Annotated in this window: 15 protein-coding genes; 10 read left to right on the top strand and 5 right to left on the bottom strand. The window is 39.0% G+C overall.

Annotated elements, in window-relative coordinates; genetic code table 11:
* Positions 1-533: 533 nt before the first annotated feature.
* The 3 genes from BM107_RS08715 to BM107_RS08705 all read left to right on the top strand — a co-directional run bounded on the left by BM107_RS08715 (position 534) and on the right by BM107_RS08705 (position 3830).
* Positions 534-1217, top strand: a complete 684-nt coding sequence (locus BM107_RS08715) for a phosphatase PAP2 family protein (protein WP_090982306.1) — start codon at positions 534-536, stop codon at positions 1215-1217.
* Positions 1218-2777, top strand: a complete 1560-nt coding sequence (locus BM107_RS08710) for an ArnT family glycosyltransferase (RefSeq protein ID WP_139222285.1) — start codon at positions 1218-1220, stop codon at positions 2775-2777.
* Between the two features lie 99 nt (positions 2778-2876).
* The gene (locus tag BM107_RS08705) at positions 2877-3830 is read left to right on the top strand and encodes an alpha/beta hydrolase (protein ID WP_090982302.1); all 954 of its coding nucleotides are present in this window, start codon (positions 2877-2879) and stop codon (positions 3828-3830) included.
* A gap of 22 nt (positions 3831-3852) precedes the next feature.
* On the opposite strand, the gene BM107_RS08700 is transcribed toward BM107_RS08705, so the two are convergent.
* Entirely contained in the window at positions 3853-4563 is a 711-nt protein-coding gene (locus BM107_RS08700; protein ID WP_090982382.1) for an endonuclease/exonuclease/phosphatase family protein, read from the bottom strand.
* 172 nt (positions 4564-4735) lie between these two features.
* The gene (locus tag BM107_RS08695) at positions 4736-4933 is read right to left on the bottom strand and encodes a hypothetical protein (RefSeq protein ID WP_090982300.1); all 198 of its coding nucleotides are present in this window, start codon (positions 4931-4933) and stop codon (positions 4736-4738) included.
* A gap of 266 nt (positions 4934-5199) precedes the next feature.
* On the opposite strand from BM107_RS08695, the gene BM107_RS08690 reads away from it, so the two are divergent.
* Positions 5200-6174, top strand: a complete 975-nt coding sequence (locus BM107_RS08690; protein WP_090982298.1) for a Gfo/Idh/MocA family protein — start codon at positions 5200-5202, stop codon at positions 6172-6174.
* A gap of 175 nt (positions 6175-6349) precedes the next feature.
* Here the strand turns inward: BM107_RS08690 and BM107_RS08685 are convergent, their stop codons facing one another.
* The 3 genes from BM107_RS08685 to BM107_RS08675 are packed head-to-tail and all read right to left on the bottom strand — an operon-like array spanning position 6350 to position 7856.
* Entirely contained in the window at positions 6350-6931 is a 582-nt protein-coding gene (locus tag BM107_RS08685; RefSeq protein ID WP_090982296.1) for a peroxiredoxin family protein, read from the bottom strand.
* A gap of 57 nt (positions 6932-6988) precedes the next feature.
* The gene (locus tag BM107_RS08680; protein WP_090982293.1) at positions 6989-7255 is read right to left on the bottom strand and encodes a zf-HC2 domain-containing protein; all 267 of its coding nucleotides are present in this window, start codon (positions 7253-7255) and stop codon (positions 6989-6991) included.
* Between the two features lies 1 nt (position 7256).
* Positions 7257-7856: a sigma-70 family RNA polymerase sigma factor gene (locus tag BM107_RS08675; protein WP_090982292.1), complete on the bottom strand. Its 600-nt coding sequence runs from the start codon at positions 7854-7856 to the stop codon at positions 7257-7259.
* A gap of 202 nt (positions 7857-8058) precedes the next feature.
* Here BM107_RS08675 and BM107_RS08670 point away from each other — a divergent pair, with 202 nt between their 5' ends.
* The 6 genes from BM107_RS08670 to BM107_RS08645 all read left to right on the top strand — a co-directional run bounded on the left by BM107_RS08670 (position 8059) and on the right by BM107_RS08645 (position 13134).
* Positions 8059-8289 (top strand): hypothetical protein, encoded by a 231-nt coding sequence (locus tag BM107_RS08670; RefSeq protein ID WP_090982290.1) that lies wholly within the window; start codon positions 8059-8061, stop codon positions 8287-8289.
* A gap of 230 nt (positions 8290-8519) precedes the next feature.
* Positions 8520-9629 (top strand): XdhC family protein, encoded by a 1110-nt coding sequence (locus BM107_RS08665; protein ID WP_090982288.1) that lies wholly within the window; start codon positions 8520-8522, stop codon positions 9627-9629.
* 7 nt (positions 9630-9636) lie between these two features.
* Entirely contained in the window at positions 9637-10227 is a 591-nt protein-coding gene (locus BM107_RS08660; protein ID WP_090982287.1) for a nucleotidyltransferase family protein, read from the top strand.
* Positions 10224-11204 (top strand): GTP 3',8-cyclase MoaA, encoded by a 981-nt coding sequence (moaA, locus tag BM107_RS08655; protein ID WP_090982286.1) that lies wholly within the window; start codon positions 10224-10226, stop codon positions 11202-11204. The genes BM107_RS08660 and moaA overlap by 4 nt, the downstream gene beginning before the upstream one ends.
* 7 nt (positions 11205-11211) lie before the next feature.
* Entirely contained in the window at positions 11212-12390 is a 1179-nt protein-coding gene (locus tag BM107_RS08650) for a molybdopterin molybdotransferase MoeA (protein ID WP_090982284.1), read from the top strand.
* A 3-nt stretch (positions 12391-12393) separates the two neighbouring features.
* Positions 12394-13134 (top strand): sulfite exporter TauE/SafE family protein, encoded by a 741-nt coding sequence (locus BM107_RS08645; RefSeq protein ID WP_090982282.1) that lies wholly within the window; start codon positions 12394-12396, stop codon positions 13132-13134.
* Position 13135 lies beyond the last annotated feature (1 nt).

Raw genomic sequence — 13135 nt, 5'->3', positions numbered from 1 at the left:
CTGGTAAGATTATACAAATGACATCCCAAAAGTAAATTTAGCGGAATTAAAATTAATTTTGGTTCAAAAGTTATTTACTTCAAATCCTCTATAACTAAGCATTTCGGCATTGTGTGAAACAATTAGCCGAAGATTTAATCTTGCTATAATTTCTTTCGCCTGAGTGATGTTTCGGTGTATATCGTTTATCCCTCTAATCTCGATACCACTTGGCATGAGTTTAAATTTGCTAGGCTCAAACTTGTCAATAAACCGTTGTAAATCGGGACTAACTTTTACCTGATTGTTTTGCATAATTAATTTAGTTCTATGGCCGCAAAGCAACGTAATGTGTTTTAAGTTATCACTATATCAATATTAACTTATTAACAAATGTTAGTCTGGGATTACATTCAAATCGGTGCCTCTACATTGAAAACCGGAGTATTCCAGGCAAAAAATAGCTAATTAAACAAATTTCTGCTGATGTAAACATGATAATCGCTTAACCTTGAGATGACGTATGCCTGATATTTTTGTGTAAAGAACAGCTCATGCGTACCACGAAAAGACTGAGCAAACTCCGGTATTATTTCTTTACTGCGATATCAATACTGCTGTTGGCACTTACTTTTAATTTTAGCTTTTCCAAAACAGATGGATTCATTATTTTAAACAGGTTTCACCCAATATGGCTCGATACTTTTTTCAGGTATTTCACCAATCTTGGAGATGGCTTAATCAGTATCCTTGTAGCAGCCATTCTGCTTGCAGTTCGAAAAAAGAAAAAAGCAATGACCGTTGCCCTTGCTTACACTTACTCGGGCTTGATTATTCAGATCGCCAAGAGAGTATTTCACATGCCACGGCCTAAATATTTTTTTGAGCAGACATTATTTCACTATACTCATTTTGTAGAGGGCGTAAGCACGCATAATCAAAATTCTTTTCCTTCAGGGCATACCGCATCTGCTTTTGCATTAGCCACAGTATTGGTTTTAATTTTCAAGAAAAAGAAAATATCTTTTTATTGCCTGTTTTTTGCCTTTTCAATCGGTTATTCACGTATATACCTGGCGCAACATTTTCTTATTGATGTAATTTTTGGTGCAGTAACTGGTATCACATGCGCAATTGCGGGCTATTACCAGGTATACGACCTTAAGCTTTTCAGATCGGCTAAGCTAAACAAAAGATATAAACAGTTTAAAATCGCCAATCAGTCAATTCCTATCTAAGTGAAAGAAATACCCTTTAAATTATGGCTATTTATAGCGGCAATGGCTGTAATCAAAGTGATTATAGCCTCAGTAACAGCGCTTGGAAATGATGAAGTATATTATTGGACATACGCTTTAAATCTGCAGTGGAATTATTTTGATCATCCTCCATTTGTAGCCTGGTTGATCAGAACAACAACAGCAAACTTATCTATCCACAGCGAATTGGCGGTTCGGCTGGGCGCCATAATATCCTCTACTATAGGCACTGTAATCGTATTTAAAACGGGAAAACTCCTACGAAATAACCGTGTCGGCTGGTTTGCCGCTTTACTTTATTCTTCGTCTTTTTATTGCAGCATCATTGCCGGAACATTTATTTTGCCCGATAGTCCGCAAATGGTTTTCTGGCTGTGGAGTATCTTTTTATTGCTTAAAATTATCAGATCCACCGGGCAAGGTTTACCTACTTTAAGCCTCTGGTGCTGGTTTGGGTTAGCGGCAGGACTTTGCATGATGTGTAAGATCCATGGTGTTTACTTATGGGTGGGCATGATCCTGTTTGTGCTTTTTAGCGATAGAAAACTATTGGTACAAAAGGGCATCTATATTTCTGCACTAATTAGTTTGATGATAGTATCTCCTCTGATCATCTGGAATATCCGGCATCATTTTATTACCTATACCTACCACAGTAATCGGGTTAGTTTATTCCATGCCGGCATCAACCCACTGGCTTTTGCCAGAGAAATTGGCGGACAACTATTCTACAACAATCCCATTATTTTTTTTCTGGCCTGGGTGGCGGTTTTGAGTTTCATCAACACCAAAAATCTTTTCCTTAAGAGCGAAATCAAACTTTTATTATTTTGCTCACTACCACTTATTGTTACGCTTATTTTTCTTTCCATTTTTAGAGATACCCTGCCCCATTGGTCTGGCCCGGCATATAGTTGTTTAATATTTCTTTCTGCATTGAAACTTGAATCTTTTAACGATAAAAAAATAAAAACGATTATTGGTGCAAGCATACTGTTTTTCCTGTTCGTGGTAAGTGCAGGTCTCTTCACTATTAATTTTTACAAGGGTACATTTTCAACACAAACAGGAGCCCTCAGTTTGGGCGCCGGCGATCCCACATTGGATTTATACGGCTGGAAAGAAACAGGAAAGATAATTGATTCTATTTATCGACTGGATAAACCATTAGAAAAGAATAAAAAAGTTCATACCATTGTGATCACAAAGTGGTTTCCTGCTGCCCATTTAGATTTTTATGTCTGCAGGAAAACTGGTTTGCATACTTATGGCCTAGGAGAAATATTCGATCTTCATCAGTATTACTGGTATAACCCAAGCAAGCCAAAATTGGCTGTTGGCGACAATGCATATTATATTATACCCTCTAATCTTTACGACGAAAACAGCATCAACTTCATTAAATCCCAATTTCAGAGTTGTTCACTACCAATCATTCTCCCTATTTTCAGAAATGGAGCCGTATGTAAAAATATTTTATTGTTTAAGTTAAATGGCTATAAAAAAAATAATGCATCCGTAATTACAGCTAACAAATAACGTTTAAATCTAATTGCACCTGAACCGAAAATGAAATAAATTAGCAAAATGAACTAACGTCGATCAGAATAGCTGACAACGAACCTTTTCCCTAAAAACATGATGCCCAATAACAAAGTATATCTATTCAGCTCGCTCTTCATTGTAATCCTATTCAGCTCTTTATCTTCAACGGGACAGATTGTACTTCAGGATAAAAAAGATCATGTAGAAACCAAAACATTTTCTCAAACCGATTCCGGCACACTGAAGTTAGATATCTATTACCGTGGAAAAATAACAGACACTAAGCCAACAGTACTTTTTATTTTTGGCGGTGGTTTTGTAATGGGGCGCAGAGACAGCAAATTATTTGACCAGTACTTCAACACGTTAATAGCCAATCAATATAAAGTGGTTTCAGTTGATTATCGATTGGGCCTTAAGGGAAAGAAATTTCCCAGTCCGTTTAATACTTCTAATTTAAAAGCCGCAATCGATACAGCCACAACTGATGTTTTTACGGCAACAGCCTATCTCATCAAAAATGCGAAAGAACTTGGTATTGATACTTCAATGATTATCCTGTCGGGATCAAGCGCGGGCGCGATCACGGCACTGCACGCCGATTATAACAAACGGAATGCTACCGCATTATCAACCAAATTACCCAGAAATTTTCAATATAAAGGCGTAATCTCTTTTGCAGGAGCCATATTAAGTTATCAAGGCGCACCAAAATATGCTATACCGCCGGCACCAACGATGTTTTTCCACGGCACGGCCGATAAACTTGTGCCTTATAACAAAGTGAGATTGCTTAACAGGGGCTTTTTTGGTTCTAAATATCTTGCTAAAACTTTTAAAAAGAATCACTATCCGTATTATTTCCAGTATGTGCAGGATATGGGGCACGAAATAGCGGGTTCTCCAATGACTGAGAACTTACCTGATATCTTATGGTTTATAGATCATTACATTTTGAAACAAAAGCGTTACTTTATGGAAGTGGACTTTAAAGATGCAGACAAAAAACCAACATTTAACATTCCACCTGCTTTAATAAAGAGATAGCGTAAATCAGAAATAGTAACAGTTATTTTTCCAGTTGCAGTACTGCAACGACAGGCAGGTGATCTGAGGCATAACGTTCAGGAACAACCTCATGGGAAACCACTTTAAATGGATTTCCGGTTTTAAACCCGATATGATCAATTGTTTTTCCTGGATTGATCGCTGGAATGGTAAAACTACAATCACTACAGATTCTGGTAAAATTCGAATCAAATATCCTGATGCTTTCCGAACCTGGATCGGCATTTAAATCACCTGCAAGGATTAGCGGTAAGGTTTCTTTTGCCGTTAACCGGTTAAGCTCCTTAGCCTGAAGAATCCGGTTCTCTTCAGAACGTTGTGCATCAAGATGGGTAGAAGCAAAACGGATAAATACTCCCTTGGCAATTTCTGCCGTTGCAATAGCCAAAATCCTTTGCTCTGCCTTGGCATCGTTGTTTTTAGGCAGCATAAAAGTCTGTTGCGCAGATAAAGGAAAGCGTGATAAAATGGCTACACCGTAGTCGCCCCCATCATGGTCAATCGCTTTACCAAAATAAAAATTCATCTTCAACTTTGTCGCCAATAAAACAGCCTGGTTAATATTTCCCGATCTTTTGGTATTCACATCTACCTCTTGCAAGGCTACGAAATCTGGTTTTTGCTGTGCAATCGCTTTGACAATGGCATCAACATCGATAACACCTTCTTTCGCTTTTGATGGCGGATTGCAATGGTGGATATTGTAAGACATGACACGCAATACCTTATTGCGCTCTGATTCAACCTGCTGATTGACTTTAGGTGAGCAAGCACCTAAAAAACAAATACTTAATATTAAAAAATAGTATAATTTAATGTTGCTTGAGCCCATAAATAGAAGGTTTACTTCTTTAGTCTTTAAATTCTGGATGATCTACCTTACCTTAGTTTTCATTTGCTCCGGTTTCTCCGGTTAGGATTCGTTCCATCTCAATCATCATCTGCTCCGCCAACCGTTGTTTAGCTTGCAATTTCATTAAGTAAGCATCTGCAAATGTCACTTCAAGCTCTTCCATTATAAAGGCATACTTTGCCTTAAGTTCTATAAGATCGATTTGAAGCTTTTCTGACAGATTTTGCATAACACAAAGCTAAAAAAAGCGAGACGAATTCCAGATTAACCAACCGTATTTTTTCCCTTTTTGAAAAATAAAAAAATACAATCTTTTAAAACAATCCCGTTGTTATCCCGTTTATAGATTGATTCCGGGGTGGTTTCCGGAATAGATTTGTTTGGTTAGTTGATTAGGGATCACGCTCGTTGTGAATCCCTTTTTTTTTACAAAACTGTCTGTCAGTCGATTGGGAAAGAAAATATTTCTAAATTCAATCTTATAAATCAAATACAATGGAAGAAATCAGATGGGGTATTATCGGCTGTGGAGATGTGACCGAAATTAAAAGCGGACCTGCTTTTAATCAGGTGAAAAATTCAAAATTAGTTGCAGTAATGCGTCGGGATGGTGCCAAAGCTGCTGACTATGCCAAACGGCATCAAGTGGCTAAATGGTATGATGATGCCATCCAGCTGATCAGGGATCCGGAGGTTAATGCGATTTATATTGCTACCCCACCCTTGCAACACGAGGCTTACACGATTGAAGCCTTAACCGCCGGAAAGCTTGTATACGTAGAAAAACCAATGACCTTAGATGCTGCATCTGCTCAACGCATGACGGATGCAGCCCATAAATTAAATGTGAAGCTTTGCGTTGCCCATTACCGGCGGGCTCAACCCATGTTCTTAAAAATCAAAGAACTATTGGCCGGACAGGTCATTGGCGATATCCGTTTAGTCCGATTAAAAATGCTCCAATCGCCGAACACCTCGCTTATTGCAAAAAGTGCTGACAACTGGCGGATTAACCCAGCCATTTCTGGCGGTGGTTTATTTCATGATCTGGCACCACATCAGCTAGACCTCATGACTTACTATTTCGGTCCTGTAAAAAATACCAGCGGCATGGCGGCAAGGCAACAGGAAGATGCTGAAGTAGATGATCTGGTTATGGGCAATATACTTTTTGAAAACGGGGTGGTTTTCAGTGGCAACTGGTGTTTCTCAGTAGCGGCACAAGATCAGGCCGATAGTTGCATCATATACGGCGCGCGCGGTCAGATCAGTTTTCCAGTGTTTGGCAACAAATTTACGGTTACAACCAACCAAAAAACCGAAGAATATGTATTTGAGCCTTTAAAACATGTGCAACAACCCATGATTGAGAAAGTAGTTGATTACTTTTTAGGCAAAGGTCAAAATCCATGTAGCGGTGAAGATGCATGGGTTACCATGAAATTAATGGATGATTTTACCAGGAAGTAAAGCGAATACATCTGATACCATACGATTGTAATCCGCTTTACTGTATTAACATTTATTGATTCAGATAATTCTTATCAACCGATATTAAATATTAAAACAGCTGTAAGAACTCAAATAATAACCACTTCGCATATTAGCTGCAACCCTTTTGGAGGGAACTTACTATGAAATCGGCCTAAAGTTTGGAAAGCAAAAGTTTTACCGAAGCCCTTTTTTGATAGTTAGGATCGAAATGTACATACTTAATTTTACCTGTACGATCAATAATATAAGTTGCAGGTACTGGCAGCGTATGCCGGGTATTTCCGTTGTTTTCTTCTAAATTTATTCCATAGCCCTTGTATTTGGTAAAGGTTGCTTCATCCATCATAAAGTTAACCTGATAGGCTTTCATAATCTCATCATCCTTATCTTGAAGGATAGAAAAGCCTGCGCTTGTTTTTTTTATGGTTTTATCAATGTTTTCTTTTGTTTCGGGTGTAACACCGATAACATAAACATCTTTGTCAGTTAACAAGTTTAAGGAGTCCTGAAGTTCTTTAATGTGTTTATTGCAGTAGGGACACCACTGACCACGATAGAAAAACAATACCACATTGCGGTGCGCTTTAAGAGCATTCTTCAAAGTTACTATTTTGCCGTTTTGATCTACTCCGGTGAACACAGGAGCTTTATCTCCCGCTTTTAAACCTTGCTGTGCCTTTGTTTGCAATGTTAAAACAACAGCTAAAGCTGTAAATAAGATAATTCTTTTCATTTTGTCTTTATGTTTTAGCTCTTAGTCGAACGAGCAGCATTAACCTTACAGCGAAAATTAATTTTTATTGATTTCTTTTTCAATCTTATCCTTTAATATTTTTTTAAAGGTTTCATCAAGTTTAACATCACTGTTTTCAAAGTCAGAAAACACCTTGTTAATCAATATACTCTGCCGCTGGTAAATTTTGCATACCGAACAACCTTTCAAATGTACATGCAATTGTAGTGTTTCAGCAGCAGTGATTTTTCCAGCAATTCTTTTTTCGATCAAAAAAGTGGCCTGTTTACAGTTATAAATTATATTCCTTAGCGCGCTCGTCATATCAGTTCCAATTTTTTTGAAGGCAGGCCCTCAGGTTAAGTTTGGTGCGGTGCATGATCACCCAAAAATTAGCATTTGTAAGCTTCAATTCGTTACAAATCTGCTCCGAAGCAAGATCGTCCATGTGTTTCATTGAAAACACTGAAAACCATAACCCTGGAAGTTTAGCCAAACATTTATTCAATACAAATCCTAGTTCTTTCATCATCAAAGGGTTATACATCTCCAAACCAAATGCCCTCGGATAATCTTTTTCGGTCCAATGCCCTGATTCAGCATCAAAAAAATCCTTCAGTTCACCTTCAACATCCATTTCTCTTAAATCTTTTACACTACTACTTGAACGTTTTCTATAAAAATCGGCTATTTTGTTTTTAAGAATAGCCGTTAGCCATGTTTTCTCCTGACTATTGCCTTCAAAACCGTCTAATCGCTGCAGAGCTGCCAAAAAGGTGTCCTGAACTAAATCTTTAGCCACCTCTTCATCTCTTATTCTCGATATGGCGAAGCCATACAGGTAATCAGCATATTTTTCTACCCAGCTTATTGGGTCTGAATGAAGGCACTTTTCTCCAAATTCCTGGTCCGTTTTGTTTAGCATGTTCTCGTATTATCTCATTATAAATATACTGCTTAATTGGTTAGTCGCATGAAATCAAATGTCCTTACAAATTATTTTATGTTTTTAGAAAATGAGCTTAATTAAATGAGCCGAATAAAAAATTAAAAAAAATCCACCCGATTTAAAGTAATTTCTAAAGTTGTACGTCTACTGCCAATAACAAACCTAAAAACTTATCTATATGATAGCCGTTTTCAAAACAAATGTATCGACTGATAGCGAGTTAAACACCATCAGCCCACTACTGAACAGCCATTTCAAAGAAATTAAGTGGAACATTGATTTGTGGGATGCCGACAAAATCCTTCGGGTAGATTCACCAAAAGATTGGACTAAAGAAATCACCGAACTTTTTAACAGCATTGGATTGCATTGTATCAACCTGGAAATTTTTCATTCAGCGCCTTTTTAACCACGTCATTCAAAATAAGAACACTTTATTCATCAGTCAGATGGTAACATCTGACTGCACATATATAGCCATTTCAGGGCAATCCGGATTAAGTTGAATGATCAGTCAGAAGGTCACATCTGACTGCACAGTTGCCCAACCACCACTTTAAGTATTATATCTTTCCTTTTACATTTAACCATTTGTAATAGATTATCATTAATTTGCCTTTTCCACGGCATCAATCCCTTATGAAAGAAATTACCGATATTATAAAAGCGTATCAAAAAGCGATCAAGGAAGGAAAAAGCACTGCGCTCGCAACGGTAGTTAAGGTAGAGGGCTCTGCTTACCGCAGGCCAGGTGCAAGGATGCTCGTTACCGAGGATGGCCAGTTGACAGGAGCCATTAGCGGCGGTTGCCTTGAGGGCGACGCGCTACGCAAAGCACTTTCGGCAATAGTACAACAGGAAAACAAGCTTGTTACTTATGATACGACTGATGAAGATGATGCCAAATTTGGCGTTCAGCTGGGCTGTAATGGTATTATCCATATCCTGTTCGAGCCTGTTACAGAGGTGGATGAATTGAATCCAATTGCCATTTTAACGGCCTTGCAAAGCAAAAGGGAAAGTGCCGTACTGGCAACTTTTTTTTCGCTGGGAGATAGGTTTCAATTGGGTACCGGAATGCTTTTTAGAAATGAACCTGTTCTTTCTAAAATTCCAACTTCAATAAGCGATAAAGTAATCGGAGATATTGAAGCTGTTTTTGAAAATAAAACTTCAGCATTTAAGGTTTATGAACAGAATGATCAGCAAACTGATGTCTTTTTGGAATTTATAAAACCACCCATTTCATTAATAATAGCCGGTGCGGGTAATGACGCACAACCTCTTGCCGAAATGGCTTATCTGTTGGGTTGGGAAGTAACCGTAATCGATGGCAGATCAACACATGCTACGCCGCAACGTTTTCCAAATGCAATCAGAATTTTGGTAAGTAAGCCGGAAAGCATACTGTCTCATACTCAGATAGACGGGCAAACCGCTTTCGTATTAATGACACATAATTACAATTATGACCTTGAGCTACTTAAATATCTGTTGGATACAAAAGCAACATACATTGGTACCTTAGGCCCAAAGAAAAAGCTGCTCAGGATGCTCGATGAACTGGATTTAGCAACACCTGAAAACGAAACCCGGGTACATGGTCCAATTGGACTGGATATTGGCGCAGAAACTGCAGAAGAAATTGCCATTTCTATCCTCGCAGAGATTAAATCTGTTTTTTCAGGTGCTTCGGCCATGTTTTTAAAAGAGAAGAAGAAACCGATCCACGTCTACGATAAAATGTAACCAGGCATTGAGAACGGGCATCATCATATTGGCAGCCGGCAGTTCCTCACGTTTGGGGAAACCCAAACAGCTCTTGGATTACAATGGAAAAACACTCCTGCAAACGGTAATTAATGAGGCTTTAGCAACAGACTGCAAACCTGTTATTGTTGTTTTAGGCGCATACGCACAAGAAATAGCTGACCAGCACAGGCATAACGGAATTAACGTGGTTATAAATCAAAGCTGGAAAGAAGGAATGGGATCAAGTATTGTTGCAGGCCTGTCAACGATCGTCAAAAATAATAGCGAAATAGAAAGTATTATTATTGCTGTGGCCGATCAGGCTTTTATAAAAAAGCGTAACTTTAATAACTTAATCGCAAAGCAAAAAGAAACAGGCAAAAAGATTATTGCCAGTTCATATAACGAAACAATAGGCACACCTGTTCTTTTTAAAAAAGATTACTTTGAAGCGCTTTTATTGCTCAAAGGCGCAGAAGGAGCAAAAAATATATTAAAACAATATTCAGAAGATCTGGAAACAGTGGTTTTTGAGCGAGGGGGAATTGATATTGATACAGAAACAGATTATAACCATTTAATTAGCCGGCGATGATAACAGATTCTTATGGAAGAGTACACAACTACCTGCGGATATCGCTCACCGATAACTGCAATTTTCGCTGTTTTTATTGCATGCCTGAAGAAGAATACGATTTTACGCCTGCCTCACGGTTAATGCAGACAGACGAGATCATCAAACTGGCGGAAATTTTCGTGGCCCATGGCGTAAAAAAAATCAGGCTTACTGGTGGCGAACCTTTGGTGAGAAAAGATGCAGCCCAAATTATTGCGGCGCTGGGTAAACTTCCGGTCGAACTGGTGATGACCACAAACGGCACCCGCATTGCAGAAATGTTGCCTGTACTAAAGGCAGCAGGTATTAAAACCGTTAATATCAGTCTGGATACCTTACAACCTGAAAAGTTTTTTATGATTACAAGACGGGATGTCTTTCATCAGGTACGCAGCAATATCGAACTGCTTTTACAGCATAAAATCAAGGTAAAAGTAAATATGGTGGTGATGAAAGGACTCAACGATAATGAAATCAACGATTTCATCGGTTGGACCAAATTTAATCCGATCCAGGTCAGGTTTATTGAGTTTATGCCTTTTAGTGGTAACAAATGGACGAGTAACCAGATGTTTGCTTTGGATGAAATACTGGCTGTAATAGAACAGGATTTTTCGGTATTACCTGTTAAAGGAGATGCCCACGATACGGCCAAAAGCTTTATGATTCCCGGCCATGAGGGTTCTTTTGCCGTGATCAGCACCATGACTCATCCTTTTTGCAGTAGCTGTAACCGCATGCGCCTGACAGCGGATGGGAAACTGAAAAACTGCCTTTTCTCGGATAACGAAACCGATTTGTTAACTGCATTGCGAAAAAACGAAGATGTAATTCCGTTAATTCAATCGGCTATTTGGAGCAAAAAGGAAGCATTGGGCGGACAAATGGTAAGCGATTTCAAAAAAATTGATGCAACGACCATTCAAAACAGAAGTATGATTACCATTGGAGGATAACATTTTCATGATTAGCGTTAAAGAAGCAAAATACCTTATCTCTCAACACACCACCACATTAAATCCCGTTTCAGTTGATCTGGCGAACGCGTCCGGACATATTCTTGCAGCCAATGTTTATGCTAAATATGATATTCCGGCATTTAAGCAATCATCAATGGATGGCTATGCATTAAAGTTTGAAGATCATCAACAAGAACTCCGCATAATTGGGGAAATGGCTGCCGGAGCGGCAACCGAAATCGCCATCCAAAATGGCGAAACCAGTAGAATATTTACAGGCGCTCCGTTGCCTACAGGCGCCGATACGGTAGTGATGCAGGAAAAAATTACGAGGAGGGATGGAAATATCACTTTAAATGACCCAAATTTAAAACCAGGCGCAAATGTCCGGGAAAAGGGCTCTGAAATTAAAACCGGTGCACTGGCAATGGAAAAAGGAGATTTGCTTAGCCCAGCGGCTATCGGCTTTCTCGCAGGCATCGGTATTAACGAAGTTAGTGTTTATCCCATGCCAAAGATTTCTATAATTGTAACAGGAAAAGAATTACAACATCCGGGGGAAGTCCTCGAATTTGGACAGGTATATGAATCAAATTCCTATTCACTATATGCTGCCTTAAAACAGGAAGGCATTGAACAGATTGCAGTTTTCGAAGCCGATGATGACCTCGAGATCCTTAAGAAAGTATTACAAACTGCAGTAGCAGACTGCGATGTTGTGCTGCTTACAGGCGGCGTAAGTGTTGGCGATTATGATTTCGTAATCGAAGCCGCCTCATATTGCGGCATCAAACAGATTTTCCAAAAAGTAAAACAGAAACCCGGCAAACCTTTGTTTTTTGGCACAAAGGATCAAAAACTCATATTCGGACTTCCGGGAAACCCATCATCTGTACTCAGTTGCTATTATAATTATGTATTACCGGCCGTCAAAGCTTTATCCCTTAAAAACAACAGTATAATTGAAGTTCAGGCGCGGCTTACACATGCCTATGCTAAACCTTCAGGATTAACACATTTCCTGAAAGGCAAATATGAAAACGGAATGGTCACTCCGCTCCATGCACAGGAATCTTATCGGTTAAGCTCCTTTGCGCAAGCTAATTGCCTTATATGCCTTGATGAAACAAAGGCGTATTTTACAGAAAATGAAATCCTAAACGTATTGATTTTACCCGCCTAAACTATGCAAGAAAGCTTCATGCTCTTTTACTGTTTACTTTTTGTAGTGGCTTTTTTATATGCGTCGGTTGGGCATGGTGGAGCAAGCGGCTATTTAGCGCTTATGGCTATTTTTGCCATTTCACCATCCATCATGAAACCCACGGCATTGCTGCTCAACCTGTTTGTTTCTTCCACCTCATTTATCCAGTTTTACCGTGGTGGTCATTTTAAATGGAAAACCTTTTGGCCTTTTGCACTGGCCTCTATCCCACTTTCGTTTGTTGGTGGCATGATGGTTATCCAAAGTGCTGTTTATAAGAAAATTTTGGGATTGCTACTACTGATTCCGGTTATCCGTTTTTTCTTTTTTAAAAATACCGACCCTAAAGATTTCAGGCCATCAAATATTTCACTATCGCTCACTATAGGAGGCATTATCGGCTTACTTTCGGGCATGATTGGTATTGGGGGCGGCATAATCCTTTCACCAATCCTGTTGCTGCTAAAGTGGACCGATCAAAAACAGACCGCAGCCATTAGTGCAGCATTTATTTTTGTTAATTCGCTTGCTGGTTTAGGCGGCCAGCTTGTTAAGGGATTCGAATTTAACATCCACATGCTCGCTTATGTTGCAGTAGCCTTTGCCGGAGGCATTTGCGGCGCTTATTTTGGTGCCTTAAAATTTCCGCAAACCGTTTTAAAAAATGTATTGGCCTTTGTACTTGCATTAGCTGCGTACAAACTGCTCTTTACACAGGCATAAT

Origin of the sequence: Pedobacter suwonensis (assembly GCF_900111825.1) — a bacterium.
Classification (GTDB): domain Bacteria; phylum Bacteroidota; class Bacteroidia; order Sphingobacteriales; family Sphingobacteriaceae; genus Pedobacter; species Pedobacter suwonensis.
Note: the sequence above shows the minus strand (reverse complement) of the source record. Positions and strands in the feature narration are given on the sequence as shown.

What these genes read in the sequence shown, in the direction of transcription:
- BM107_RS08650 (WP_090982284.1), top strand. Translation starts at nt 11,212, where the DNA reads ATGATTAGCGTTAAAGAAGCAAAATACCTTATCTCTCAACACACCACC.
- BM107_RS08685 (WP_090982296.1), bottom strand. Translation starts at nt 6,931, where the DNA reads ATGAAAAGAATTATCTTATTTACAGCTTTAGCTGTTGTTTTAACATTG.
- BM107_RS08680 (WP_090982293.1), bottom strand. Translation starts at nt 7,255, where the DNA reads ATGACGAGCGCGCTAAGGAATATAATTTATAACTGTAAACAGGCCACT.
- BM107_RS08675 (WP_090982292.1), bottom strand. Translation starts at nt 7,856, where the DNA reads ATGCTAAACAAAACGGACCAGGAATTTGGAGAAAAGTGCCTTCATTCA.
- BM107_RS08690 (WP_090982298.1), top strand. Translation starts at nt 5,200, where the DNA reads ATGGAAGAAATCAGATGGGGTATTATCGGCTGTGGAGATGTGACCGAA.
- BM107_RS08705 (WP_090982302.1), top strand. Translation starts at nt 2,877, where the DNA reads ATGATGCCCAATAACAAAGTATATCTATTCAGCTCGCTCTTCATTGTA.
- BM107_RS08695 (WP_090982300.1), bottom strand. Translation starts at nt 4,933, where the DNA reads ATGCAAAATCTGTCAGAAAAGCTTCAAATCGATCTTATAGAACTTAAG.
- BM107_RS08715 (WP_090982306.1), top strand. Translation starts at nt 534, where the DNA reads ATGCGTACCACGAAAAGACTGAGCAAACTCCGGTATTATTTCTTTACT.
- moaA (WP_090982286.1), top strand. Translation starts at nt 10,224, where the DNA reads ATGATAACAGATTCTTATGGAAGAGTACACAACTACCTGCGGATATCG.
- BM107_RS08645 (WP_090982282.1), top strand. Translation starts at nt 12,394, where the DNA reads ATGCAAGAAAGCTTCATGCTCTTTTACTGTTTACTTTTTGTAGTGGCT.
- BM107_RS08700 (WP_090982382.1), bottom strand. Translation starts at nt 4,563, where the DNA reads ATGTCTTACAATATCCACCATTGCAATCCGCCATCAAAAGCGAAAGAA.
- BM107_RS08670 (WP_090982290.1), top strand. Translation starts at nt 8,059, where the DNA reads ATGATAGCCGTTTTCAAAACAAATGTATCGACTGATAGCGAGTTAAAC.
- BM107_RS08665 (WP_090982288.1), top strand. Translation starts at nt 8,520, where the DNA reads ATGAAAGAAATTACCGATATTATAAAAGCGTATCAAAAAGCGATCAAG.